Here is a 25,656-nt window from a genome sequence, read left to right as displayed (position 1 = left end):
GGGGGTTACTGGGCGGCTAGTTGGGAGATTTGCTCGGCGTTCAGCACACCGTCATAGGTGCGGACGTCGTCCACGGTCCCCGGCCAGTAGCCGGCGAAGACGCCCGCGGTCTTGGCCCGGCCGAGCTGCAGCGGGCCGGTGGCGTTCCACGCGCTCACGTGGTCGGTGATGGTGCTGTCGGACAGGCGGCCGTTGACGTAGACCCGCAGCTCACCCGCGAGCGGGTCGTAGACGCCGGCCACGTGGGCCCATTCCAGCGGCGCGGGTACGGCGTCGGAACGCGTGCGCACCAGCGCGGCGGTGTCGGTGTCGGCGGCGGCCATGCCGAGGACCCACCGCCCCTGCTCCTTGTCGTAACCGAGCTGGAAACCGCTGGCCCTGGTCCCGGACTGGGAGACGGCGGCGGCGTCGCGGGTGGGCAGGTAGTCGAGCTGGGTCCACACGGCGACGGTGAACCCGGCCTTGGTGTTGACGGCGGGCGCGCCGGCCTGTGCGTGGCCGTTGACGCCGTCGAGCGCGAGCGCGCCGTCCAGCCAGCCTTCGCTCCAGGTGGCGGCGCCGGCCAGCGTCGCGGCGGTGGCCCGGCCCGAGGAGTCGGCGGCGAGCGTGCCGGACTCCTCGTCCAGCTTCCAGTGCCCGACCAGCGTCGCGGCGCTGTTCACCAGGTCGGCGACCTCGTCGGCGAACATCGCCCGGCCGTAGACGCGGACCTCGTCGAGGTCACCGGGCCAGAACTCCGCCCCGGCCCCGTTGACCTTCCCCCGGCCGATCGCCAGCGACCCGGTCGCGTCCCACGACTGGGTGAAGGGGACCGTCGACTCCAGCCGGCCGTTGACGTACAGGGACAGCTCCTTGGCGGCCGAGTCGTAGACGCCGGTGAGGTGGGTCCACTCACCGAGCCTCGGCGCCGCCGCCGACAGCGCGCGCACGCTCTGCGTCCCGTCGGCGTCCGCGACCGTGCGGCTCAGCGCCCAGCGGTCGTCGGTCTTGGAGTACTGCAGGGCGAAGCCGCCGGTCCGCGCGCCGTCCTGGCTGACCGCTGTCGCGGTGGCGTTCGTGCTGGTCAGCCGTGCCCAGGCGGTGACGGTGAAGTTGCGCTGGGTGGACACGGCGGGGCCGTTGGTCAGCGCGTGCCCGCTCGCCCCGTCGAGGCGCAGCCCCAGCCCGGTCCGGCCCGTGGTCCAGGTGGCCTGGCCGGCCAGGGTGGCGTGGTGGGCGCCCGTACGGTCGGCGGCGACGGTGCCCTGGCCCTCGTCCAGGGTCCAGTGGCCGTCGGGGCCCGTGCCCGCGTTGACGTTGAACAGGTAGGTGCGGATCGGGCCCTGCTGTCCCGCGCGGTCCTTGCTGCGTACCGACAGCACGTTGGGGCCGTCATGACGCGGAGTGAGCTGGATCGTCGCCGTCCCGCCCGACTGGTCGGCCGCGACCTCCGTCTTCGGGGTGGTGTCGAGGCCGTAGACGTAGGTGACGACGTCGGAGACGCCGTTGGCGGTGAAGGTGAAGGAGCCGGTCCGGCCGACGCCGTCGTTCCAGCCGCCCTCGGGGTACTGCGGCGACGTCACGCCCGGTTCCTTGCCGGGGGCGGAGGCGTCGACCGTGGCCTCGCACCAGGGGCCCCACGCGCTGTCGGCCTTGCCGTCCTCGGCGCGGACCCGCCAGCGGATCAGCGAGCCGTCGGCGTAGGCGCCCGCGGGGATCTGCGCGTAGAAGGCGCTACCCGTGCTCGCCAGCCCGGTGACGAATTCGCCCACCTTCACGTCGGCCGCGTTCCACCACTCGAACCGGCCCCTGACCGAGTTGTCGACGTCACGCAGCTTGGCCCACAGCTTCGGCGCCGCGCCGCTGATGACCGGCCGCGCGGCACCGGACACGCAGCCGCCTCCCGGGTCCGACCACGCGTCGGCGGCGACGGGCGCGGACGGCAGCGAGTTGTACTCGATCACCAGGCTGGGGTTGTTCTTGAACTTCTTCCAGCCGTAGCTGTCCGTCTCGCTCGTCGCCCTGAGCCCGATCGTCATCGTGGGCCACTTCTTGGCGGCCGCCTCGACCGCCATGGACGTGACGTCGAATTCCACGCCGCCGGGCAGGCAGGCCGATCCCCAGCCCTTCGCCACGTTCACCGTGGACAGGATCCTGTTCCACGTCGGCTGGACCTTCCAGGTGGTGGTCTTGCTGATCGCGCCGGTGGACCAGGCCTCGACCTGCCGCTTGGTGCACGAGTAGGACCAGGTCTCGTACGTACGCAGCGTCGCCTTGATGATCTGCTTGCCGTGGATGGTCGCGCCGGTGGCCATCTGGAAGAACGACCGGTTGGTCTGCCCGGAGACGTGTCCCGCCCTGGCGACGTCGTTGGCGTTCAGGAAGTTGGAGGTGGGGTTGTTGCTCCAGACGGACGTCCACGAGCCGCGAGCCGCCGAGAAGAACGGGTCGAGATAGACGGGATAACGGGTCGCCGGGTCCTCGATCATGCCCCGGTGCGGCTTGAGCACCAGCTTCTCGCCCACCAGCTTGAGGCCCATCACCTCGTGCCGGGCGTCCGCGGGTGAGCCTTCCCCGGCGGCCATCGTGCGCGCGGCCGAGGATCCGGAGGAGTCCCACATCATCGGCGGTGAGGCGGTGAAGATCGTGCCGCCGTTGGCGTCGTTCGCTTCGAGGTTGCCGCCCTGGGTGGACTTCATCGACAGCCCGCTGGTCTTGATCGGGAAGCTCAGCTCGGCCAGGGCCGGGTTCTCGGCCGCCGCCCGCGACTTGACCACGAGAAGATGTGAGAAGCCGTCGACGTCCGCCTTCACCTGGAGATCCACGCCGGGCAGGACCTCGGGGTAGGTCGCGGTGTCACCGCTCAGCGTCGGCTTCGGCAGTTGCCCGGGCCAGGCGAGCTCCAGGGTCTTGCCGCCGCGGTTCATCCGGGCGAGCGGCGCGTTCCCACCGCCCGAGAACCTGAGTCCCACCGCGGTGGCGACCGGGGCGAGCGACCCGTCGGGCTGCGACCGGAGCGTGGCGTCCGCCGTCACCCAGGTGCCCGCCTGGCGGACCCGCACCGGCCGGGCGTACTGCTCCAGGGCGAGGGTGCCGTCCGGCTTGGCGAAGACCTGGCGCGTCTCGGTGCGCATCGCCTCCACCTCGACCGGCCGGCCGGTGCGGCGGGCGAGAGCGAGTGCGGGCTCCTCCCCCGGTGCCGTGTTCTTGCTCTGCTGTCGAAGGCCGGCGTCCGTACTCTTCTGCCGCGCGCTGGCGACGGCGTCCAGATGATCAAGGGGCCCTGCCGCTACCGCCCCTGCCAACATCACCACGACCAGCCCACGAACTAAGCGCATTCACCCTCGCCGCTGCCGAACTGGGACGCCGCGCAGGTCAAGCCCGCCCGGCGTCTCCACGATCTTCATTTGACGATCGGATTGTCACCCGGGAAAAGCGGTTCGTCTAGATCCCTGCCGAATTTCGTCAAAAATTGCGCTATGTCTGAAAAAAATCGCCAACCTCAGACGTCGACAGGCAACGGAGCCGCGGACGGGTTCACCCGGCGGACGATCTCGTCCAGAACGATGCGTACGTACGGCTCGCCCACCCACAGGTGCTTGGCCCCGTCGACCCCGATGACCTCGGCCTGCGGCACCCGCGCGAAGCGCCGCTTGGCCTCCTCGGGCCGCAGGTAGTCGTCGAACTCCGGCACCAGGGCCACCAGCGGCCGGCCGAACCCGGCCCACGCGTCCAGGTCCTCGTCCGTGGCCCGGTGCAGCGGCGGCGAGAGGAGGATGGCGCCCTCGACGAGCGGGTCGCGGGCCCACTTCAACGTCAGTTCGGTGCCGAACGACCAGCCGACCACCCACACGTGCGGCAGATCGTGGTATTCGGCGTACTCCAGGGCCGCCGCCACGTCGAACCGCTCCCCTTCCCCGCCGTCGAAGGTGCCGGACGAGGTGCCGCGATCGGAGGAGGTGCCGCGCGTGTTGAAGCGGAGCACGGCCAGGTCGGCCAGGGCGGGCAGGCGGTTGGCGGCCTTCTTGAAGACGTGGCTGTCCATGAACCCGCCGTGCGTCGGCAGCGGGTGGAAGGTGACCAGCGTCGCCACGGGTGGCCGGTCGAGGGGGAGGGCCAGCTCCCCGACCAGGATCTGGCCGTCGGCCGTGTGCAGCTCGATCGGCTCTCGCCGGGCGGGCAGCACGGTCGCCGCGCGAATCTCCAACGTCGGTCCCTTCAGTGTGGTCATGTCAGCGGGTGTGTCACGGGGGTGCGCCTCGGGGTCATGTCGGGGGGTGTGTCACGGGGTTCAGGTCTGGGGGCGTGTCGCGGGGGCTTGCGGCGGGGGGCTTGCCGCGACCGTTTTCAGTAGCGGGTGCGGCCGGGGCCGCGATCCAGTCTCTTCCGCCAGCACGCCGGGTGCCAGTGGCGGCGCTCATCGTCACCGCCGCTCCAGGCCGGCCAGGCCACCAGGTGCGGCTGCCCGCCGCGGATCTCCTGGTCGCAGCCGGGACAGCGGTAGACCTTGGTCGAGGTGGAGCCGTTGAGCATGCGTACCTTCCACTCGCCGTCCGGCCATTCCTCGACCCGGTCCACGCCCCCGGGCTGGCCGAGGGGACGGGACGACTCCCGGCGGCGGGCGCGGCGCGGGCTCACGGCTCCGCCCGCGCCGGCCCCGCCGCGCCTCCCGCCCCCGTCGTGCCGAAGCCGGCCACTCCCACCATCTCGAACGCCATGCGTCCAGTTTTCCAGAGCCGGTAGGGTTGGCCGTCATGCGGCTGGTCATCGCGCGATGCAGCGTGGATTACATCGGACGGCTCACGGCTCACCTGCCGATGGCGCCAAGGCTCATTCTCATCAAGGCGGACGGCAGCGTGTCCATCCACGCCGACGATCGCGCCTTCAAGCCGCTCAACTGGATGAACCCGCCGTGCAAGCTCAAGGAGGACGGCGAGACCTGGACCGTCACCCACGGCAAGTCCGGCGAGAAACTGGTCCTGACGATGGCCGAGATCCTCCACGACTTCAGCCACGAGCTCGGCGTCGACCCCGGCCTGATCAAGGACGGCGTCGAGGCGCACCTGCAGGAGCTGCTCGCCGAGCACATCACGACGCTGGGCCCCGGCTATTCGCTGATCCGCCGCGAGTACATGACGGCGATCGGCCCGGTCGACATCCTCTGCCGTGACGCGCTCGGCGCGACGGTGGCGGTCGAGATCAAGCGCCGCGGCGAGATCGACGGCGTCGAGCAGCTGACCCGCTATCTGGACCTGCTCAACCGCGACCCGCTGCTGACCCCCGTCCGCGGCGTCTTCGCCGCCCAGGAGATCAAGCCTCAGGCCCGCGTGCTGGCCGCCGACCGGGGCATTCACTGCGTCACCCTCGACTACGACACGCTGCGCGGAATCGAACCGGAGAACCCCACGCTCTTCTGATAGGCGGACGACGTTCCTGTGTTGACATGTCACGACTAGAAATTCTAGTTTTGACATATCAACATTGGAGCGTGACATGACGACGCCTATCTACCTGAGCGGCAACCTCGCCCCGGTCTCCGACGAGACCGAGGCGTACGACCTTCCCATCTCCGGCGCCCTGCCTACCGAGCTGACCGGGCGATACTTCCGCAACGGCCCCAACCCGCGGCCGGGCGAGGACCCCGGCCACTGGTTCGCCGGCCACGGAATGCTGCACGGCGTACGCCTCGACCGGGGGCGGGCCGAGTGGTACCGGAACCGGTGGGTACGCACCAAGAAGTTCACCGACAACGCGCCCTTCACCGGTGAGAGCGGGGTCGACCTGGCCGCCGTCACGGCCAACACCTCCGTGATCAGGCACGCCGACCGCATCTTCGCGCTCGTCGAGAACGGCCTGCCGCACGAGCTGACGCCGGAGCTGGCCACGGTCGGCCCGTGCGACTTCGGCGGGCGGCTGGCCACGGCGATGACCGCACATCCCAAGGAGGACCCGGTCACCGGGGAGCTGCACTTCTTCGGATACGGGTACTTCCCGCCGTTCGTCACCTACCACCGCCTGTCGGCGGACGGCGAGCTGGTGGAGAGCCGGGAGATCGAGGTGCCGAAGTCGACGATGATGCACGACTTCGCCGTCACCGAGCACTACCTGATCTGGCTCGACCTGCCCTTCGTGTTCGAGGCCGGGCGCGCGGGCATGCCGTACGCCTGGGAGGACGGATACGGCGCGCGGATCGGCGTGACGCCCCGGCAGGGCGGCCCGACCCGCTGGTTCGACGTCGACCCGTGCTACGTCTTCCACGTCGGCAACGCGTGGGAGGACGCGGACGGCCGGATCGTGCTCAACGCCGCCCGCTACACACAAGCCGCCTTCACCGGGGTGTGGTCGCGCATCGGCAACACCGGGGACCCGGCCAGGCACGCGGCCACGATCGCCGCCGCGACGCTGCACCGGTGGACGCTCGACCCGGCGTCCTGCTCGGTCAAGGAGGAGGCGCAGGACGACCGGGGCATCGAGTTCCCCACGTTCAACGACGCCCTGCTCGGCCGGGCCAGCCGCTACCTCTACACGGTGGGCGAGGGCTCCGGCTCCATCGTCAAGTACGACCACCAGACCGGCGCGGCCCAGGTCAGGGAGACCGGCGACGACACGGGCGAGGCGGTGTTCGTGCCGGCCGAGGGGGCGCGGGCCGAGGACGAGGGCTGGCTGCTGTCGGTGGTCACCACGGGCGACCGCTCCGAGCTGCTCGTCCTCGACGCCACCGATCTGTCGGACGTGGCGTCGGTCCGGCTGCCCCAGCGTGTTCCGGCCGGCTTCCACGGGACGTGGCTGGCGGACGTGCCGCGCTAGTAAGCGATGGCTTACCGGTCTATGGTGACGCCATGACCACGCTGACGTTCGACTCAGTGAACCCGGCGACCGGCGAGGTCGTCGGGAGTCACCCCAAGCAGTCCGCCGACGCCGTGCGCGAGGCCGTCGGCCGGGCCGAGCAGGCCGCGACGTGGTGGGCCGGGCTGGCCCCCGCCGAGCGCAGGCGCCGCCTGCTCGACTACAAGGCCGTGCTCACCCAGCACCTCAAGGAGCTGGCCGGGCTCGTGCACGACGAGACGGGCAAACCGGTCGGCGACGCCACGCTGGAGATCGTGCTGGCGATCACGCACCTCGACTGGGCGGCCCGCAACGCGGCCAAGGTCCTGGGGCGGCGCCGCGTCTCGACCGGGATGATCGGCCTCAACCTGGCCGCCACGCTCGAATACCTGCCGCTGGGCGTGGTCGGCGTGATCGGTCCGTGGAACTACCCGGTCTTCACGCCGATGGGCTCGATCGCGTACGCACTGGCGGCCGGCAACGCGGTCGTGTTCAAGCCCAGCGAGCTCACCCCCGGCGTCGGGGTACGGCTGGCGGAGCTGTTCGCCGAGTCGGTGCCGGAGCAGCCGGTGTTCCAGACCGTGACCGGCCTCGGGGAGACGGGCGCGCTGCTGGCGAAGGACCCTCGGGTCAAGAAGGTGGCGTTCACCGGCTCGACGGCCACGGCCAAGCGGGTCATGGCGGCCTGCGCCGAGAACCTGACGCCGATCGTGGCCGAGTGCGGCGGCAAGGACGCGTTCATCGTCGACGCCGACGCCGATCTGAAGGCCGCCGCCGACGCCTGCCTGTGGGGAGCGATGTCCAACGCCGGGCAGACGTGCGTGGGTGTCGAGCGGGTGTACGTCGTGGACGCCGTCTATGAAACTTTCATGCGCGAGCTGTCGGACCGGGTCGCCACGGTCAAGGCCGGCCAGGACTACGGCCCGATCACCATGCCGGGCCAGCTGGACATCATCCGGCGCCACATCGACGACGCCACCAAGTCCGGAAAAGTCGTGACAGGCGGCCCCGACTCGGTGCGCGCGCCGTACGTGGACCCGGTGATCGTCGAGGACGTCCCGGAGGACTCCCCCGCGGTGCGCGAGGAGACGTTCGGCCCGACCATCACCGTACGGCGCACCCGCGACGCGCGGCAGGCGCTGGAGCTGGCCAACGCCTCGGCGTACGGGCTGGCAGGCACCGTCTTCTCCGGCAACACCCGCCGGGCCATGGAACTGGCCCGGCTGATGCGCACCGGGATGACGGCCGTCAACTCGGTCATCTCATTCGCCGGCGTGCCCGCGCTGCCGTTCGGTGGGGTCGGCGATTCGGGCTTCGGGCGCATCCACGGAGCCGACGGGTTGCGGGAGTTCGCCAGGCCCAAAGCGATCAGCCGCCAGCGGTTCGTAATGCCCGGCATGAACCTGACCTCGTTCAGCAGAGGGCCCGCGGAGCTTGAGCGGCTGATCAGGCTTGTCACGATCTTGCACGGCCGACGTAAGAGATAAAGTATATGCTCTTTCCCAAAACGGATCATCCGTCCATAATTGTGTGCTCTGGGGGCCACGATCATGTTGGACGGGTGGAATGTGAACCGGTCTTACCGGGGAATGTCGGCTGAGCAAAGGCTGGCGGACAGACGCGAGCGGCTGATGACAGCCGCCTACACGCTATACGCGAAGCCAGGTTTCGCGGCGACGACGATCGAAAGACTGTGCTCGGAGGCCCGGATCTCGAACCGCGCCTTCTACGAATGTTTCGGCGGCCGAGAGGAACTTCTTCAGGCGCTGCACGAGCGATGCGTGGAGGAAAGCCTCGCCGTTGTTGCCAAGGCGTTACAAGAGGCGCCCGCGACCCTGGATGACAGGGTGCGGGCGGGGATTCGCGCGTATATCGACTTCGCCACGGCCGACTGGCGTCGCGCTCGCATCATGCACTTGGAGGTGCGCAGGTCAGGCGATGTTCTCACGGCTTCTCGCCAGCGCGCCATCGAGTCCTTCGCCCGTCTTGTCGAGGAGGCGGCGGCGGAATTCCCGCAGCCGGCCCAGCCGAATCGGCGGCTGGTGGCGCTCGGAGCAATTGGAGCGCTACAAGAGCTGCTCATCGAATGGCTGCTGGCGGAGGAGCCGCCGCCCATCGACGAACTGGTCGGCGTCGCCGTACACATCTTCGGCAGAACCCTCGGTGCGTCGTGAGGCCCTGATTACGGATCGTGTTTATTTGGCAATGTGGTATGGCGAATAATCGACGCGCTAATCAGGATATCCGTCGTTCTTAGAACTACTACCGTCTGTGGGAGTATGGGCCACGAAATGAGGGCGAGCAGCGGCTGATCGCTGCTCGCCCTATATATCGCGACATCCGGCGTACTCCCGAGCACCGCCGGCCACCGCTTCAGGCCACCGCGACCGCCGAAGCCTCCACAGGCAGAACCCGATTCAGCCGGGTCACCGCCAGGATCCGCATGATCCGCGGCGGCACCCCCCGAAGAACGAGGCGGCGTTGCACGCTGAACGCGCGCCGATGCGTGCCCACGAGCACTCCGAGGCCGGTGGCGTCGATCATCTCCAGCTTGGAGAGGTCGAGGATCAGGTCTCCCTCGCCGGAGTCGACCGCGTCGTGCAGACGCGTCCGCACCCGCGCCGACGTCCCGGCGTCGAGTCTCGTCCCGATCCGCACCACCTGGGCCCCTGGATCGCCCCGGACGCGCATGCCACCTCCTCAAGTCACGCCACTTGTCTCGCGTGGCGTAGTCGTACCCTTGCGCAGGGTGCTTGCCGGGGTTGACCCGGCACTCCTCCACTACCCACAGATCGGGAGTGACACAACCGCCCGCAGCAGGAACTCTCCATCGCCCGTGGGACGCGCCGTGACCTTGCCACCGACGCCCGCCAGCCGTTCCCCCATGCCCATCAGGCCGCTGCCCAGGTCGGCGGCCTGGCGGCGGACCACTCCGTCGTTGCGCACCAGCAGTTCCGCCTCCTCGTCGGTGAAGCGGAGCGTGATCTCGCAGAACGAGGCGGTGCTGTGCTTGAGCACGTTCGTCACCGCCTCACGGACGGCATAGGCGAACGCGGGCGCCACGCCGCCCGGCGGCTCACGGTAGGGCAGCTGCAGCTCGCAGCGGATGCCGGCCGCTTCGAGTACGCCTTTCACGCTGTCCAGCTCAGCGTTCAGGTCGAGCTCGCGGTAGCCGCGCACGGCCTGGCGCAGCTCCCGCAGCGCCGTCCTGGTCAGCCCGTTCACCTCGACCATCTCCGCCTTCGCGGCGACGGTGTCGGCGTCCGACAGCCGTACGGCCAGCTCGGTCTTGACCGCGATGGCCGAGAGCTGGTGCCCCACGAGGTCGTGCAGGTCCCTGGCGAAGCGCAGCCGCTCCTCCGCGACCGCGAGCTGGGTGTGCGCCGCCCTGCCTTCGTGAGCCTGTACGGCGAGCGTGTAGATCCACACCCAGAGCCGGTTGGACGGCGGCAACACGGCGCACATGAGCGCGTAGAGCAATCCCATGGTGATGATCGCCGCGACATCGCCGGGGATCGGGATCGACACAAGGCCTTGTCCCGTAAGGACCGCGATGGCCCCCAGCCCGAGCCCGGCCACGAACGTCCCCACCGTCAGGCCCACGGCCACCCACTTGCGGACGCCGATCGCCGCCAAGGACAGCCAGGCCAGCAGCCCGAAGCCCCACCCGAGCGGGTCGGCCACGCCCAGGGCGGCGGCGAAGAAGGCGAGAGCGCCCGCCGCCACGACCTCTCTCGTGAGGTAGCGGCCCTCCAGGACGGCGCGGGCGATGCGCAGGAACAGCCAAGTGAAGACGATCATGGCGATCAGAGCGGGCACCAAACGCGGCCACGAGACCCTGCCGTCGGTGGCGACGCCGAGAGCCGACACGACGATGCAGAGCCACATCGTCACGGCCACCGAATTCAGCATGCACAGGGCGATGCGCCGGGCCCGCCTGATCGCGTCCACCTATTTCACACGCAACACGTCGCCGAGCTTGACCCTGGCCCCGGTACGCAGCACGGCCCGCTCGTACACCTTCGCGCCGAAGGACAGCACGCCGACCACGGCCAGCACCATCAGCACCATGGACAGCCCGACCTCCCACAACGGCACGTCGGCGGCGGCCATCCGCACCGGCATGACCATCGAGGAGAACGGCGGCACGAGCGAGGCGACCTTGGCCAGCGTGCCGGTGGGGTCGGTGGTGACGTAGAAGGCCCCGAAGTAGGTCACCATGATCAGCATGGTCAGCGGGGTCATCACGTTGCCCACCTCCTCCTGCCGGGAGACCAGCGAGCTGAGCGCGGCCGCGAGCGTGGCGAAGAAGGCGTAGCCGAGCACGAACCAGACCAGCACCCCCGCCACGATGCCCGGCAGGCCGGGCGGGAAGTCCACCGCGATGCCCGAGACGAGCGAGGCCGAGATGCCGACCACGAGGATCGTGCCCAGGTTGATCAGACCGAGCGCGCCCAGGCCGGCTATCTTGCCGGCGAGCAGCTGCCACGGCCGCACCGAGGTGAGCAGGATCTCCACGATCCGGCTGCCCTTCTCCTCCACCACGCCCATGGCGACCATCATGACCTGTCCGATGATCAGCATGAAGAGCACGAGGACGAGCACCACGGCGATGCCGGTCCTGGCGGCCTGATAACGGGTGTCGGCGCCCACGGACACCATCTGGAGCGGCGGGACCGACACGCCCGCGGCGCCCAGCTTGAGTTCCCGGTTGGTGCTCTGCAGCAGCACGCCGAGCTCGGTGCCGATCTCGCCGTCGGTGAGGACCTTGGTGTTGTCGATCAGCGCCGCGTCCACGTCGCCGTCGAGCACCGCCTTCTTGGCCGCCGCCTCGTCGGGGAACCTCCGCCACTCGAACTCCGCGTCCGGCGCCGCCGCCTTCAGCGGCAGCTCCTGGGAGTTCACGGCGCCGATCTTGTACGAGTCGGGGCGGTCCAGGACCTTCGGCGCGAACGCCACCCCGCCCACCAGCACGGCGGTGATGAGTAGACCCAGTAGGAAGGCCTTCGTCCGGATATGGATGGCTACCTCACGCCGCGCCACCAGCATCACACTGCTCATGCCGCCGTTCACGCCACGGCCTCCTTGAAGATCTCGGTAAGGGTCGGCTGCTCGGTGCCGAAGTGCTCGACCTGCCCGGCCTTCATGGCGCGGCGCAGGATCTCCTGGCCGTCACCGTCGGTGGTGAGCAGCACGTGCCGGTCTCCGGTGACGGTGACGGTGCCGGGCAGGCCGTCGGCCCATCCGGGCGCCGGGTCGCGCACCACGACGCGGAGCGTACGGCTCTCCACCGCCCGCAGGTCGCCGACCGCGCCGCTGGCCACCATCCGGCCCGCCGACACGATGCCGACCGAGTCGCACAGCCGCTCCACCAGCTCCAGCTGATGGCTGGAGAAGATCACCGGTACGCCGCCGCGGCAGCGCTCCTGCAGCACCGTGGCCAGCGCGTCGACCGCGATCGGGTCGAGCCCGGAGAACGGCTCGTCGAGCACCAGCACCTCGGGGTCGTGCACCAGCGCCACGGCGAGCTGCACACGCTGCTGGTTGCCCAGCGACAGCGCCTCGACCGCGTCACCCCTGCGCTCGGTCAGCCCCAGCCGCTCCAGCAGGTCGCCGGCCGCCGCCCTGGCCGCCGCGCCGTCCATCCCGTGCAGCCGACCGAAGTACTCGACCTGCTCGGCGACACGCATCTTCTGGTACAGCCCCCGCTCCTCGGGCATGTAGCCGAACCGCCGCCGGTCGGCGTACTCCAGCGGTCTGCTCTGCCAGCTCACCGAGCCCGCGTCGGCCTGCAGCACGCCCATGACGATCCGCATGGTGGTCGTCTTGCCGGCGCCGTTCGCGCCGACGAATCCGAACATCTCGCCCGGCCGTACGACGAAACTGATCCCGTCGAGGGCCACCTTGCCCTCCGGTGCGTCCGGCCCACCGGCGAAGCGCTTGCGCAGTTCGCTGATCTCGAGCATCAGATCCTCTCCTTCATCATGGATCCATCCTCGCGGGTAGCGATTCGCCCTGGTAGTCGAGGAAATCACCGGCGCGGTATGCGCCCCGCGTCCGTTCCGGATGACTTTTGTCATTACGCTGGCCCCATGACGCGCGCCGACAAGGACAAGCCGGTCGTCCTCTCCCGCATCTACACCCGCACCGGCGACGACGGCACCACCGCTCTGAGCGACATGAGCCGCGCCTCCAAGACCGACTCACGCCTGGCGGCCTACGCGGACGTGGAGGAGGCGAACGCGCACCTGGGCCTGGCCTTGTCGCACGGCACGCTGCCGACGGAGCTGACGGCAGTGCTGATCCGCATCCAGAACGAGCTCTTCGACGTGGGTGCCGACCTGGCGACGCCGGTCACGGACAATCCGGAGTTCCCGCCGCTCAGGGTCGAACCGTCCTACATCGACTGGCTGGAGACGAAGTGCGATGAGTTCAATGAGCAGCTCAAGCCGCTCCGCAGCTTCATCCTCCCCGGCGGCGACCCGGCCATAGCCGCGCTGCACCTGGCGAGGGTCACGGTCCGGCGCGCCGAACGTACGACGTGGGCGGCTCTGCAGACGCACGAGGACATGAACCCGCTGACGGCCCAATACCTCAACCGCCTGTCAGACCTGCTGTTCATCCTGTGCAGGGTCGCGCACGCGGGTGGCGAGATCCTCTGGAAGCCGGGCGGCACCCGCTAGGCGACATCCAGATACGCGCTCGGCGGCGCGGACTCGAGCCAGGCGAGGAAGCCGGTCAGGGCGTCGGCGCTCATCGCCAGCGACATGTCGCGCGTGGTGCCGGAACAGTCCACGGCGTAGAAACCGCTGTCCAGCTCGCGCCGGGCGGAAACGACGAGGCCCCGCCTCGCGATCGCGTGGCGGGGCCTGAGGAGCAGACCTATGAGCGGGATCCAATGGACCTCTCCGTCGGCGTAGCGGGCTACCCCGCGCTGCCAGCCCTGGTCGCCCACCCGCAGGCGGCAGGGCACGCTCCCTCGGGAGCGGGCCAGCACGAGCCCGCGCAACGCCACCAGGACGGCGACCAGTAGCAGACAGATGAGAACCGTTGCCACCAAGTCGCCCCCTTGCCTCAAATTCGCATCAAAGAACTAGACCTCTTCGCCGGCCGCACGCAGCCGGGCCTTGGCGCGCTTGGCCTCGATGGCCGCGTCGGCGTCTTCCTGGCTGGCCTCGATCGCGGCCTGTGCCCGTTCGAGAGCGTCACGGGCAGCCGCGACGTCGACCTCGGAACCGAGCTCGGCCACCTCGGCGAGCACGGACACCTCGTTGTCGGCCACGGAGATGAATCCACCGTGCACTGCCGCGACCAGGTCGCCCTTGCCCTCCCGCTTCACGCGCAGCACGCCGCCCTCGACGAGAACGCCGAGCACAGGTGCGTGTTGCGGCATAATACCGATCTCGCCGTCCACGGTCTTGGCAATCACCATGTCGGCTTCGCCAGACCAGATCTCACGCTCGGGCGAGACAACGCCTACTCGTAGCTTGGCCACGTAGGCTCCTTTCCGGACAGGAGTGGGGGTAGGGCTCGCGCCATACCCCCACCACGGGCGATCAGCGCTCGAGTTCCTTGGCCTTGGCGATGGCCTGGTCGATGCCGCCGACCATGAAGAACGCCTGCTCGGGCAGGTGGTCGTACTCACCCGCGCAGAGGCCCTTGAAGGAGGCGATGGTCTCGTCCAGCGGTACGTTCTCGCCGGGCTGGCCGGTGAACGCCTCGGCGGCGTACATCGGGTGCGACAGGAACCGCTCGATACGGCGGGCCCGCTGAACGACGACCTTGTCCTCTTCCGACAGCTCGTCGATGCCGAGGATGGCGATGATGTCCTGGAGCTCGCGGTACTTCTGCAGGATCCGCTTGGTCTCCTGGGCCACCGCGTAGTGCTCCTCGCCCACGATCTGCGGGTCGAGGATGCGGGAACTGGAGTCGAGCGGGTCCACCGCGGGGTAGATGCCCTTCTCCGAGATCGGCCGGGAGAGCACGGTCTGCGCGTCGAGGTGCGCGAACGCGTTGTGCGGCGCCGGGTCGGTGATGTCGTCGGCGGGCACGTAGATCGCCTGCATCGAGGTGATCGAGTGACCGCGCGTCGAGGTGATGCGCTCCTGGAGCACACCCATCTCGTCGGCCAGCGTGGGCTGGTAACCCACCGCCGACGGCATGCGGCCGAGGAGCGTGGACACCTCGGAACCGGCCTGCGTGAAGCGGAAGATGTTGTCGATGAAGAGCAGCACGTCCTGCTTCTGCACGTCGCGGAAGTACTCCGCCATCGTCAGAGCCGACAGGGCGACCCGCAGACGGGTGCCCGGCGGCTCGTCCATCTGGCCGAAGACGAGCGCGGTGTCCTTGAGGACGTCCGCCTCCTCCATCTCCAGCCAGAGGTCGTTGCCCTCACGGGTGCGCTCGCCGACACCGGCGAACACCGAGGTGCCACCGAAGTTGCGGGCGACCCGGCGGATCATCTCCTGGATGAGGACGGTCTTGCCCACACCCGCGCCGCCGAACAGGCCGATCTTCCCACCCTGCACGTACGGCATGAGCAGGTCGATGACCTTGATGCCCGTGACGAGCATCTCGGTGCGCGACTCGAGCTGGTCGAACGCCGGCGACGGCCGGTGGATGCCCCACTTCTCGGTGATCTTGAGAGAAGCGGTCGGCACGTCCAGCGCCTCGCCGAGCGTGTTCCACACGTGACCCTTGACGACATCGCCGACGGGCACCGAGATCGGCACCCCGGTGTCGGTGACGGCCGCACCCCGGACCACACCGTCGGTGGGCTGCATGGAGATGGCCCGGACGATGTTGTCACCGAGGTGCTGAGCGACCTCAAGGGTCAGCAGCTTGGTCTCCTCCCCGAGGGTCACCTCGAGGTTCAGCGCATTGTAGATGTCGGGCATCGCCTCGACGGGGAACTCCACGTCGACGACGGGCCCTGTGACCCGAGCCACGCGGCCGACACCGGCCGCGGGGGTCTCTACGGTCTCAACAGCCTCTGCAGTCATTTCACTCTTTCCCCGCTGCGGCGTCAGCGAGCGCGTTGGCGCCACCGACGATCTCGCTGATTTCCTGGGTGATCTCGGCCTGACGAGCCTGGTTCATCTGCATGGTGAACACGCGGATCAGCTCGTTGGCGTTGTCCGTGGCGGACTTCATCGCGCGGCGACGCGCGGCCTCCTCTGAAGCCGCCGACTCCAGCAGCGCCGTGAAGATGCGGGACTCCACGTAGCGCGGCAGCAGCGACTCGAGTACGTCGGCCGCGGTGGGCTCGAACTCGAAGTAAGGAGGGATCGCGTCGCTCTCGCTCGCCTCGGTCTCCTCGACCTCCAGCGGCAGAACGCGCTTGACCACGACGTTCTGCGTGAGCATCGAGACGAACTCGGTCGAGACGATGTGGATCTCGTCGATCCCGTTCTCGTCCTTGAACGACTCGATCAGCAGCTCGGCGATCTCCTTGGCGTCACCGTAGGCGGGCTTCCTGGAGAAGCCGACCCACTGCCCGCCCATCGTCCGGTTGCGGAAGGAGTGCCAGGTGACACCCTTACGACCGGTGACGAACGGGATGGCCTCCAGGCCGCGGCTCTTCAGCAGTCCACGCAGGGCCTCAGCCTCACGCAGGACGTTGGCGTTGAAGCCGCCACAGAACCCGCTGTCGCTGGTGACGATGAGCACGCCCGCCTTGGTGGGGTTCTCCTTCGCCACGGTCAGCGGATGGTCGACGCTCGACGCGTTACTGACGACGCCGGTGACGGCGCGAGTGATCTCACGCTCGTACGGCAGCGCCGCCTGCATCCGCATCTGCGCCTTCACGATCCGCGAAGAGGCGATGAGCTCCTGGGCACGGGTGATCTTGGCGGTCGACTTGACCGACTTGATCCGCCGCCGCAGCAGCCTTAGCTGGGCACCCATGGGCTACTTCTTCTCCGCCGGGCGGACGACCTTACGGATCTTCTCCTGGCCGACCTCGCCCTCTTCGAGCGGCGCGACCGGCTCATCCTTGACCAGCAGCTCACCGGAGAGGGTGGTGAAGCCCTTCTTGAACTCCGTGACGGCGTCCTTGAGGGTGGTCACCGTGTCGTCCAGCAGATCCTTGGTCTCGCGGATGCTGTCGAAGACACCCTTGTGGCTGGTCTGCAGGTAGTCGAGGAACTCCGACTCGAAGCGGCGGACGTCCTCGACCGGCACCTCGTCGAGCTCGCCGGTGGTGCCCGCCCAGACCGACACGACCTCGCGCTCGACCGAGAACGGCGAGTATTGAGCCTGCTTGAGCAGCTCGGTCAGTCGCTGACCGCGCTCCAGCTGAGCCTTGGACGCCGCGTCGAGGTCGGACGCGAAGGACGCGAAGGCCTCCAGGTCGCGATACTGCGACAGCGACAGCCGCAGCGTGCCCGCGACCTTCCGCATCGCCTTGATCTGCGCCGAGCCACCGACTCGCGAGACCGAGACACCGACGTTGATGGCGGGGCGGATACCGGCGTTGAAGTAGTCGGTCTCCAGGAAGCACTGCCCGTCGGTGATGGAGATGACGTTGGTCGGGATGAACGCCGAGACGTCGTTGCCCTTGGTCTCGATGATCGGCAGGCCGGTCATCGACCCCGCGCCCATGTCGTCGGAGAGCTTGGCGCAGCGCTCCAGCAGGCGGGAGTGGAGGTAGAAGACGTCGCCCGGGAAGGCCTCACGGCCCGGCGGGCGGCGCAGCAGCAGCGAGACCGCGCGGTAGGCGTCGGCCTGCTTGGTCAGGTCGTCGAAGACGATGAGAACGTGCTTGCCCTGGTACATCCAGTGCTGCCCGATGGCGGAACCGGTGTAGGGCGAAATGTACTTGTAGCCCGCGGGGTCGGACGCCGGAGCGGCGACGATCGTGGTGTATTCGAGCGCGCCCGCCTCCTCAAGGCGAGCCCGCACCTGGGCGATCGTCGAGCCCTTCTGGCCGACCGCGACGTAGACGCAGCGCACCTGCTTGTCCGGGTCACCGGAGGCCCAGTTGTCGCGCTGGTTGATGATGGTGTCCACGGCGATCGCGGTCTTGCCGGTGCCACGGTCACCGATGATCAGCTGGCGCTGGCCACGGCCGATCGGCGTCATGGCGTCGATCGCCTTGATGCCGGTCTGCAGCGGCTGCTTCACCGGCTGCCGCTGGACGACCGACGGGGCCTGGAGTTCGAGGGCACGCAGGCCCTCGGACTCGATGGCGCCCTTGCCGTCGAGCGGGATGCCGAGGGGGTCGACCACGCGGCCGAGGAAGTTGTCGCCGACGGGCACGGACAGGACCTCGCCCGTCCGGCGGACCGTCTGGCCCTCCTCGATCTTGCTGAAGTCGCCCAGGACCACGACACCGATCTCGCGGGTGTCGAGGTTGAGTGCCAGGCCGCGCGTGCCGTCCTCGAACTCGAGCAGCTCGTTCGCCATCGCCGAGGGAAGGCCGGAGACATGGGCGATGCCGTCGCCACAGTCGACGACGGTCCCGATCTCCTCGCGCGCGGCGCCTTCCGGTTCGTACGCCTGGACGAAGCGCTCAAGCGCGTCCCGGATCTCGTCCGGCCGGATCGTAAGCTCCGCCATCTCTTCTCTGTCTCCTCTATCGCCCTAGCCGGCCAACCGGCGGCGGACTTCTTCGATTCGTCCCACAATGGTGGTGTCGATGATCTCGTCGCCGATGCGGACCGAGAAACCACCGAGCACTCGGGGATCCACTTCGACGTTGATGTGCACGTCGCGACCATAGGAGGTGCGCAGCCACGTGGTGATGCGCCGCTTCTGCTCCTCGGTCAACTCGACCGCACTGCGCACGCTCGCCACGAGGCGCTGGCGCTGCTGTGCCACCAACCGGCCGAGCTCCTCCAGACCTGCCTCCAGGCTACGTCCACGAGGGTGTACGACCAATTGCGTGATGAGACGCAGGCTGGTGGGGGCGACCCGGCTGCCGAGCAGGTCCTGCAGCAGCTGCCGCTTGCCCTCCTCGGGAGCGGCCGGGTCGGTGAGGGCGCGACGCAGCTCGGGGTTGGCGGCGACGATCCGGCCGAAGCGGAAGAGCTCGTCCTCCACGTCGTCCAGCGTGCCCTGCGCCTCGGCCTCCGCGGCCGCGGCGATGACGCCGAGCCGCTCGAGCACGTCGGCCAGGTCACCGGCGCGCGACCACTTGGCCTCGACCGCCGCCTCAGCCGTGGCGATCGCGGCCTCGGCGACCTTGCCGCCGAGCAGACCCCGGACGACCTGAGCCTTCTGAGCGGCCGGCCTGGCCGGGTCCGACAGGGCCCGGCGCAGTCCGTGCTCACGGTCCAGCAGATCGGCGATCGCGTTGAGGTCCTCGGCCAGCCGGCCCAGGTCCGCCGAGCCCGCCGCGGCGTTGAACCGCTCCTCGACCACGGCGAGAGAGTTCTTGCTGAGACCTCTCATGTGGTCGCTCACCGCACCGCCTGCGCGTCCGAGCTCTCCAACTCGTCGAGGAAGCGGTCGACAACACGACGCTGCCGGGCCTCGTCCTCCAGGGACTCGCCGACGATGCGGCTGGCCAGGTCGGTCGACAAACGGCCGATCTCTGTGCGGAGCTGGGCGAAGGCCGCCTGCCGGTCCGCCTCGATCTGCGCGTGCGCAGCCTCGACGAGACGACGGGCCTCGGCCTGCGCGTCCTCGCGGAGTTCGGCCCTGATCTGCGCGGCCTGCTCGCGAGCTTCCTCACGGAGACGAGCCGCTTCGTGCCTGGCCTCGGCCAGTTGGTCGCGGTACTGCTTCTGCAGGTTGAGTGCCTCTGCCTGAGCTTCTTCCGCTCGCTTTATGCCGCCTTCGATAGCGTCGGTCCGCTCGGCCAGCGTCTTCTGGATCCGGGGGACGAGCAGCCTACCGACGAAAAAGAGGACGACGAAGAACGAGAAGATACCGACGACGAGCTCGAATGTGTGCGGGATGAGGGGATTGGACCCCTCCTCCGCGGCGAGGATCGTAGCTGCCATAGTCATGGATGCAGCCTTTCGTCAGGGATTCTTCTGGTCAGAGCGCCTGGAAGATGAACGGCGCGACCAGACCGAGCAGGGCGAGGGCCTCGGTGAGGACGAAGCCGAGGAGCATGTTCTGGCGGATCAGGCCGTAGGCCTCGGGCTGGCGCGCGATGGCCTGCACGCCCTGACCGAAGATGATGCCGACGCCGATGCCGGGGCCGATGGCGGCGAGACCGTAACCGATGGCGGTGACGTTGCCGGAGACCTCAGCGAGAACGCTCATTGCTGTATTCCTTTACTGGACGGCCGGTGAAGCGTGTCTTCACCGGTCATGGATATTCCGGTATGGGATGGTTCTCAGTGCTCTGCGTGAAGTGCGCCGCCGATGTACATCGACGCCAGCATCGCGAACAGGAACGCCTGCAGGAACTGGATGAAGATCTCGAACGCGGTGAAGATGATGGTCATCACGACGCCGATGACACCGACCGTCGCGCCCAGCGGGGTCAGCTTCTCGAACAGGAACCAGAAGCCCACCATGCTGAAGAACGCGAGGAGCATGTGGCCGGCGAACATGTTGGCGAAGAGCCGGACCGCGTGCGTGAACGGCGCGATGATCATGTTCGACAGGAACTCGATCGGCGACAGCAGGATGTAGATCGGCTTGGGCAGTCCCGGCGGGAACATCATGTTCTTGAAGTAACCGACCGCCCCCTGGTGCTTGACACCCAGGTAGACCTTGAGCACGTAGATCGAGATCGCGAGCACGGCCGGGAAGGCGATGTGCGAGGCCACCGGGAACTGGAGTATCGGGATGACGCCCATGATGTTCCACAGGAACACCAGGAAGAAGAGCGTCAGCAGCAGGCCCATCCACCGGTCGGCGTCCTTGCCCAGGAAGGGCCGGGCGACCTGGTCGCGGACGAACATGTAGCCGTACTCGGCGACATTCTGGACTCCCCGTGGCACGATCTTCGGGTTGGCGAAGGCCGCCCAGCAGAACACGATCACGATGACCGAGCTGAGGAGCGCGAGAAGAACCGGCTTCGTGAACCAGTCGACCCCGGCAATGATGGGGGAGAAATTGAACAGTTCATCAGGCGACGGAGCCTTGAACTGATCGTCGGCGAGGACCGTCAGCGCACTCACGCGGCGTTCCCTTCAACGTCGTAGCGGATCACAAGGGTTTCCTCAGCGAAGCGGTCGCGCCGTGCGGCTAGCGACCGTACTTGCGGTAGACCAGGTACACGGACAGCACGATCCCCAGGACGACACCTATAGGGAAGAACGCGGACGTGTCGAGCCAACGGTCCAGCAACCAGCCGCCACCGCCATAGATCGCCATCCCGGCGAGCAGATAGCTGGGGATCGACCAGGCGGCGTTGGCGAAGTCCTGACCGTCGTCTTCCGGTCGGCGTTCCTGTTCGCTCATCGCGGGCCCGACGATAGCAGGCAAGTAGAGGACTAGTCATATCGGACCCCATCCCTTTACCAGCCTCATGCGCCACCGTTCCCGGGGACCTTGGCTTCGGGGTCGACATAGAGCATTTTTGTCTTGATGAACGCCCGCACCTCGGCGGCCGTCCAGACGAGCGTCCCTACCACGACGGACCAGGCGAAAGCCTTGGAATTCCACGCCGTGGTGTCGCCGAAGGCCGCCAGCATCAGCATGATGACGACGACTTTGACGAGATAGCTCCCCATCGCGGCGATGGCCATCAGTTGCGGGGAGACTCGGGCGGCATAGGAGACCGCGATCACGCTGATGCTGAAGAAGACACCGACGAGCAGAGTGCCGATGGCCGCGCCCAGCGCTCCTTTCGCTCCCGACAGGAGCAGGGCCACGACCACGGCGACCACCCCAACCGCAAGGGTGGGGATCGCGGCACTCTTGAGTACGCGCACGTCGTTGGCCTGCATCGGTGCTCCAGTAAGCATGTTATCAAGCGAGCGTTTGCTACCCCCAAAGCCGGTGCATCGGGGGCCCCTGCTCGTGAAAGATATCACAAGCTCACGGAAGACCGCTTTTACCTGCCGTTTCTAGTTCGCGATCATGAACGGCCCGGAACTGCCGGAATGACCGGTTTCCCCGCGGCACTCGCGCGTTCCTGCGACGGGCCGCCGGGCGGCGGGACCTGCCGCCTGACCTCGGTCTGCGGCAGGATCGGCGGCATGGGCCCGGTGGGCGGGCCGTCGTCGTCGGACTTGCCGCGGGAGTGGAGGCCGCCCCTGCCCCGCCACCGCGGCGCGGCCATCAGCACCAGCACGCCCAGCGCGAGCAGGATGACCACCGGGAACAGCAGGCTGGGCACGCCGATGGTGGACAGCGCGACGATGCCGAACGCGAACAGGAACGTCCACGCGTACATGATCAGCACGGTGCGGCGGTGGGAGTGGCCGATGTCGAGCAGGCGGTGGTGCAGGTGACCGCGGTCGGGCGCGAACGGCGACATGCCGTGCGAGGTGCGCCGCACGACGGCGGTGATCAGGTCGATGAGCGGAAGCACCAGCACCGCGGCGGGCACGAGCAGCGGCAGCAGCACCGGCACCTTGTTCATGCCCTCGATGACCGAAGGGTCGACGGGCGTCACGGTGACGATCGAGGAGGCGAGCACGAGCCCGATGAGCATCGCCCCGGTGTCGCCCATGAAGATCTTGGCGGGATGGAAGTTGTGCGGCAGGAAGCCCAGGCAGCAGCCGATGAGGATGGCGGCGATGGCCGCCGTGGTCGCGATGCGGTCGCCGCTGATGCTCTGCTTGAGGAAGATCGAATAGGCCCACGTGGCCATGCTCGCGATGCAGACGATCCCCGCCGCGAGGCCGTCTAGGCCGTCGACGAAGTTGACCGCGTTGATCGCCACCACCACGACCAGGATCGTGATGATGGTGCTCAGTGTGTAGTCGAGGCTGGTGGAGCCGCCCCAGTCCTTCGGCAGCGGGATGTAGGTGAGGCGGAGGTTGAAGTAGACGAGCACGCCGGCGGCCGCGATCTGGCCGGCCAGCTTGATGAAGGCGTCCATGCCCCACCAGTCGTCGAGGAACCCCGTCAACGTGATGATGCCGCCCGCGATGATCAGCGCCGCCACCGGCTGGCCTTCGGCGTCGTTCAGCACCTTGCCGGTGTTGGTCAGCTCGCTGGCCACCAGCAGCCCGACGACCAGCCCGCCGTACATGGCCAGACCGCCCAGTCTCGGCGTCGGTGTGGTGTGCACGTCGCGGTCGCGGACCTCGGGCATGGCGCCGATGCGGATGGCGAAGCGGCGCACCAGCGGGACGAGCAGATACGTCACCGCTGCGGCAATGAGCGCCATGAACAGGTATTCGCGCACGGACCTAGTTTCCTGGATGCTCGGACCGGCTGTGACCGGAAATCGACACACACCAGCTTAATATTCGCTCTTAATATTCGCTGTCATACGGTTGGAAGGACGATGCCAACAGGGCCGACACCCGCTCCCTGACCTCGGTCGCGGTGCCCGGATGGCGCACGGCCTGCACGAGCAGCGTCCCCACTTCTTTCAACTCCTGGGGCCCCATGCCCTGTGTGGTGAGACACGGGGTGCCGACGCGTATCCCCGACGTCACGGCCGGAGGCTCCGGATCATACGGGATCACGTTGCGGTTGAGCGTGATCCCCGCCGCGGCGCACCGCCGCTCCGCCTCGGCGCCCGATACGCCCAGTTCGCGCAGGTCAATGAGCATCAGATGCGTGTCCGTGCCGCCCGAGACCGGCCGCATCCCCTCGGCCGCCAGCGAGTCGCACAGGGCCTGCGCGTTGGCGACCACCTGCTTGGCGTACTCGCCGAACTCGGGCCGCAGCGCCTCGCCGAACGCCACCGCCTTGGCCGCCACGACGTGCATGAGCGGACCGCTCTGGATGAACGGGTACACCGCCCGGTCGACCCGCGCGGCGAGCTCCGCCGTACACAGGATCCCGCCCCCGCGTGGTCCGCGCAGTGCCTTGTGCGTCGTGTACGTGACCACGTCCGCGTACGGCACGGCGGACGGGATGGCGCCACCCGCCATCAGCCCGATCGGATGCGCCACGTCGGCGAGCAGCCAGGCGCCCACCTCGTCCGAGATGCCGCGGAAGACGGCGAAGTCGATCAGCCGGGCGTAGGAGGTGGCGCCGCAGACGATGACCTTCGGCCGGTGCCGCAGCGCCAGATCCCGGACCTCGTCGTAGTCGATGAGTTCGGTGTCGCGCCGCACGCCGTACGACACGACGTCGAACCATCTTCCGGAGAAGTTCACCTTCGAGCCGTGAGTGAGGTGGCCGCCGTGCAACAGGTCCATGGCCAGCATGGTGTCGCCAGGCTGCAGCAGTGCCGCGTACGCCGCCAGGTTCGCGGAGGCGCCCGAGTGGGGCTGCACGTTGGCGTGATCGGCGCCGAACAGCCGGCCCGCCCGCTCGATCGCCAGCCGCTCCGCCCGGTCCACGACCTCGCAGCCGCCGTAGTAGCGATTGCCCGGGTAGCCCTCGGCGTACTTGTTGGTGAGGGTGGAGCCAAGGGCGGCCAGAACGGCTGGGGAGGTGAGGTTCTCGCTCGCGATCAGCTGGAGACCGCCGCGGACCCGGTCCAGCTCGTCGAGCAGCACTTGAGCCAGCTCGGGATCTTGCCGCTGGAGCCGGCCGAAGTCGGGGCCGTAGTAGGGCGGTACACCCATTGCTCCACTGTACGGCTATTTGTCCGTTTTTCCCATCTTCCTGGTGTTTCTGGAGCTTTCAGGCGCACGTCCGTGAGCCGACAGACCCACACGTTACGCACGCCCTGTCACCCTTCACTGGCACCCGTCACCGTCGCCCGTCACCGTCGCCCGTCACCGTCGCCCGTCACCGTCGCCCGTCACCGTCGCCCGTCACCGTCGCCGTTGCCCGTCGCTGGCGTCCGGCGCTGGCGCCCGGCTGGCATCCGTCAGGAGAACGCGTGGGGGGCGCCGATCGCGCTGGGCACCCAGCGTGGCGTGTCGGCGGCCTCCTCACTGATCGACGTCAGCACAGCCTGGCGATACAGGGCGAGCCTGGACCGCCACGCCCCGATGTCCTCGACGTAGCGCGTCCCCACGGGCGCGTCCCACGTCTGAGGGCTCCTGGCCAGCCGGTACGCCTTGTCAAGGGCCGTTGTGAGGCCCTCCAGCAGGGGTAGGACGGTCTGCCAGGCGGCGACCAGTCGCTGGTACTCGGGGTTGAACTCCCAGGCCCTTGGCTGGGCTTCCAGGGGGTTGCCGTTGCCGTTGAGGGGCGGGTTCTCGCCCGGCTGGCGGGGTTGAGGGGCGGGCGGGTCCACGTACATCACGCGCTCCTCTCGCGGGTCCCCGGCTCGACCGTGCCGGGCGGCCCATCAGGCTGGATGTCTCCGAGCGCCCACCGGCCCTCGCCGTACTCACCCGGCGGGACCTCCACGCTCGGCATGTCGAGCGGCTGAACGTCACGGTGGTGTTGGACCAGAGTCCTGAGCGCGTCGGAGTCCAGGGACTTGGCATCAACGGAGACGACGCCACCACGACCGTCGCCACCCCACGCAGTGGCGTCGACCCCGGCCGCCGCGTAGACGGTCGTAGCGTGGGTTGGCCGGGCGGAGGTGTCGGTGACCGGCGGCGTCGCGGCATCGGCGGCAGGCGGCGCAACTGCCCCGCCCTGGTCCACCGACGGCTCAGTGGGCCCCACCACCACCGGCTCACCTACAGTGGGCGTCGAGGCATCCGCAGCCCGCTGCCCTGATGGCTCGGTCGGGGTGACGTGACCCGTCCCGTTGTCGGGCACTTGCTGTCCCGGCGGATCAGTCGGCGCCACACGACCCGTCCCGTTATCCGGAACCTGCTGCCCCGGCGGATCAGTCGGCGCCACACGACCCGTCCCGTTATCCGGAACCTGCTGCCCCGGCGGATCAGTCGGCGCCACACGACCCGTCCCGTTATC

The 25,656-nt window shown here is 68.6% G+C and carries 27 protein-coding genes; 5 read left to right on the top strand and 22 right to left on the bottom strand.

All coding sequences use genetic code 11. The features are described from left to right. Positions 1-5: 5 nt before the first annotated feature. From AB0F17_RS38960 to AB0F17_RS38950, 3 genes are all read right to left on the bottom strand, one after another. Entirely contained in the window at positions 6-3,317 is a 3,312-nt protein-coding gene (locus AB0F17_RS38960; RefSeq protein ID WP_358033534.1) for a LamG-like jellyroll fold domain-containing protein, read from the bottom strand. A 164-nt stretch (positions 3,318-3,481) separates the two neighbouring features. Then, the gene (locus AB0F17_RS38955) at positions 3,482-4,186 is read right to left on the bottom strand and encodes an alpha/beta fold hydrolase (RefSeq protein ID WP_358033873.1); all 705 of its coding nucleotides are present in this window, start codon (positions 4,184-4,186) and stop codon (positions 3,482-3,484) included. A 140-nt stretch (positions 4,187-4,326) separates the two neighbouring features. Then, positions 4,327-4,617, bottom strand: coding sequence for an ATP/GTP-binding protein (locus AB0F17_RS38950; RefSeq protein WP_358033531.1), 291 nt, complete (start codon positions 4,615-4,617; stop codon positions 4,327-4,329). Positions 4,618-4,733: 116 nt separating this feature from the next. Between AB0F17_RS38950 and nucS the strand changes: the two genes are divergently transcribed. From nucS to AB0F17_RS38930, 4 genes are all read left to right on the top strand, one after another. Then, positions 4,734-5,396 carry an endonuclease NucS gene (gene nucS, locus AB0F17_RS38945; RefSeq protein ID WP_214641686.1) on the top strand — a complete coding sequence of 221 codons (663 nt, stop codon included), beginning with the start codon at positions 4,734-4,736 and terminating at the stop codon, positions 5,394-5,396. Positions 5,397-5,472: 76 nt separating this feature from the next. After that, entirely contained in the window at positions 5,473-6,786 is a 1,314-nt protein-coding gene (locus tag AB0F17_RS38940; protein ID WP_358033528.1) for a carotenoid oxygenase family protein, read from the top strand. A 32-nt stretch (positions 6,787-6,818) separates the two neighbouring features. Next, positions 6,819-8,291, top strand: a complete 1,473-nt coding sequence (locus tag AB0F17_RS38935) for an aldehyde dehydrogenase family protein (protein ID WP_358033526.1) — start codon at positions 6,819-6,821, stop codon at positions 8,289-8,291. Positions 8,292-8,435: 144 nt separating this feature from the next. Continuing rightward, a complete protein-coding gene (locus tag AB0F17_RS38930) occupies positions 8,436-8,978 on the top strand; it encodes a TetR/AcrR family transcriptional regulator (protein ID WP_358033524.1) in 543 nt (180 codons plus the stop codon). Between the two features lie 199 nt (positions 8,979-9,177). Here the strand turns inward: AB0F17_RS38930 and AB0F17_RS38925 are convergent, their stop codons facing one another. The 4 genes from AB0F17_RS38925 to AB0F17_RS38910 all read right to left on the bottom strand — a co-directional run bounded on the left by AB0F17_RS38925 (position 9,178) and on the right by AB0F17_RS38910 (position 12,770). Beyond that, positions 9,178-9,495 (bottom strand): STAS domain-containing protein, encoded by a 318-nt coding sequence (locus AB0F17_RS38925; RefSeq protein WP_358033521.1) that lies wholly within the window; start codon positions 9,493-9,495, stop codon positions 9,178-9,180. 90 nt (positions 9,496-9,585) lie between these two features. Further along, entirely contained in the window at positions 9,586-10,755 is a 1,170-nt protein-coding gene (locus tag AB0F17_RS38920) for a histidine kinase (RefSeq protein ID WP_358033518.1), read from the bottom strand. Then, positions 10,756-11,877 (bottom strand): ABC transporter permease, encoded by a 1,122-nt coding sequence (locus AB0F17_RS38915; RefSeq protein WP_358033515.1) that lies wholly within the window; start codon positions 11,875-11,877, stop codon positions 10,756-10,758. Continuing rightward, positions 11,874-12,770, bottom strand: a complete 897-nt coding sequence (locus AB0F17_RS38910) for an ATP-binding cassette domain-containing protein (protein ID WP_358033512.1) — start codon at positions 12,768-12,770, stop codon at positions 11,874-11,876. Before AB0F17_RS38910 ends, AB0F17_RS38915 begins: the two co-directional genes overlap by 4 nt. Positions 12,771-12,896: 126 nt before the next feature. Between AB0F17_RS38910 and AB0F17_RS38905 the strand changes: the two genes are divergently transcribed. Then, positions 12,897-13,487 carry a cob(I)yrinic acid a,c-diamide adenosyltransferase gene (locus AB0F17_RS38905; protein ID WP_358033509.1) on the top strand — a complete coding sequence of 197 codons (591 nt, stop codon included), beginning with the start codon at positions 12,897-12,899 and terminating at the stop codon, positions 13,485-13,487. Here AB0F17_RS38905 and AB0F17_RS38900 read toward each other — a convergent pair. From AB0F17_RS38900 to AB0F17_RS38830, 15 genes are all read right to left on the bottom strand, one after another. Then, entirely contained in the window at positions 13,484-13,861 is a 378-nt protein-coding gene (locus AB0F17_RS38900; protein WP_358033506.1) for a DUF2550 domain-containing protein, read from the bottom strand. The genes AB0F17_RS38905 and AB0F17_RS38900 overlap by 4 nt on opposite strands. Positions 13,862-13,897: 36 nt before the next feature. Next, a complete protein-coding gene (locus tag AB0F17_RS38895) occupies positions 13,898-14,299 on the bottom strand; it encodes a F0F1 ATP synthase subunit epsilon (RefSeq protein ID WP_358033504.1) in 402 nt (133 codons plus the stop codon). Between the two features lie 61 nt (positions 14,300-14,360). Then, positions 14,361-15,806 carry a F0F1 ATP synthase subunit beta gene (gene atpD, locus AB0F17_RS38890; protein ID WP_358033501.1) on the bottom strand — a complete coding sequence of 482 codons (1,446 nt, stop codon included), beginning with the start codon at positions 15,804-15,806 and terminating at the stop codon, positions 14,361-14,363. 1 nt (position 15,807) lies between these two features. Next, complete coding sequence (locus tag AB0F17_RS38885; protein ID WP_358033499.1) at positions 15,808-16,710, bottom strand: F0F1 ATP synthase subunit gamma; 903 nt, start codon at positions 16,708-16,710, stop codon at positions 15,808-15,810. Between the two features lie 3 nt (positions 16,711-16,713). After that, entirely contained in the window at positions 16,714-18,363 is a 1,650-nt protein-coding gene (gene atpA, locus AB0F17_RS38880) for a F0F1 ATP synthase subunit alpha (protein ID WP_358033497.1), read from the bottom strand. Between the two features lie 24 nt (positions 18,364-18,387). Continuing rightward, positions 18,388-19,197 (bottom strand): F0F1 ATP synthase subunit delta, encoded by an 810-nt coding sequence (locus tag AB0F17_RS38875; protein ID WP_358033495.1) that lies wholly within the window; start codon positions 19,195-19,197, stop codon positions 18,388-18,390. Between the two features lie 8 nt (positions 19,198-19,205). Next, positions 19,206-19,757: a F0F1 ATP synthase subunit B gene (locus AB0F17_RS38870; RefSeq protein ID WP_358033492.1), complete on the bottom strand. Its 552-nt coding sequence runs from the start codon at positions 19,755-19,757 to the stop codon at positions 19,206-19,208. 31 nt (positions 19,758-19,788) lie between these two features. Then, positions 19,789-20,019, bottom strand: coding sequence for an ATP synthase F0 subunit C (gene atpE, locus AB0F17_RS38865; protein WP_185071369.1), 231 nt, complete (start codon positions 20,017-20,019; stop codon positions 19,789-19,791). Positions 20,020-20,093: 74 nt separating this feature from the next. Next, the gene (gene atpB / locus AB0F17_RS38860) at positions 20,094-20,885 is read right to left on the bottom strand and encodes a F0F1 ATP synthase subunit A (RefSeq protein WP_358033489.1); all 792 of its coding nucleotides are present in this window, start codon (positions 20,883-20,885) and stop codon (positions 20,094-20,096) included. 67 nt (positions 20,886-20,952) lie between these two features. Beyond that, positions 20,953-21,168 carry an AtpZ/AtpI family protein gene (locus AB0F17_RS38855; RefSeq protein WP_214641702.1) on the bottom strand — a complete coding sequence of 72 codons (216 nt, stop codon included), beginning with the start codon at positions 21,166-21,168 and terminating at the stop codon, positions 20,953-20,955. Between the two features lie 65 nt (positions 21,169-21,233). After that, positions 21,234-21,656, bottom strand: a complete 423-nt coding sequence (locus AB0F17_RS38850; RefSeq protein ID WP_358033486.1) for a hypothetical protein — start codon at positions 21,654-21,656, stop codon at positions 21,234-21,236. 131 nt (positions 21,657-21,787) lie between these two features. Beyond that, positions 21,788-23,065, bottom strand: a complete 1,278-nt coding sequence (locus tag AB0F17_RS38845; protein ID WP_358033484.1) for an MraY family glycosyltransferase — start codon at positions 23,063-23,065, stop codon at positions 21,788-21,790. Between the two features lie 70 nt (positions 23,066-23,135). Next, a complete protein-coding gene (gene glyA / locus AB0F17_RS38840) occupies positions 23,136-24,404 on the bottom strand; it encodes a serine hydroxymethyltransferase (RefSeq protein WP_358033481.1) in 1,269 nt (422 codons plus the stop codon). Between the two features lie 248 nt (positions 24,405-24,652). After that, positions 24,653-25,030 (bottom strand): hypothetical protein, encoded by a 378-nt coding sequence (locus AB0F17_RS38835; protein ID WP_358033478.1) that lies wholly within the window; start codon positions 25,028-25,030, stop codon positions 24,653-24,655. Next, positions 25,030-25,407 (bottom strand): hypothetical protein, encoded by a 378-nt coding sequence (locus AB0F17_RS38830; RefSeq protein ID WP_358033476.1) that lies wholly within the window; start codon positions 25,405-25,407, stop codon positions 25,030-25,032. The genes AB0F17_RS38835 and AB0F17_RS38830 overlap by 1 nt, the downstream gene beginning before the upstream one ends. Between the last annotated feature and the right edge of the window lie 249 nt (positions 25,408-25,656).

Origin of the sequence: Nonomuraea sp. NPDC026600 (genome assembly GCF_040638335.1) — a bacterium.
In the GTDB taxonomy this organism is placed as follows: domain Bacteria; phylum Actinomycetota; class Actinomycetes; order Streptosporangiales; family Streptosporangiaceae; genus Nonomuraea.
Note: the sequence above shows the minus strand (reverse complement) of the source record. Positions and strands in the feature narration are given on the sequence as shown.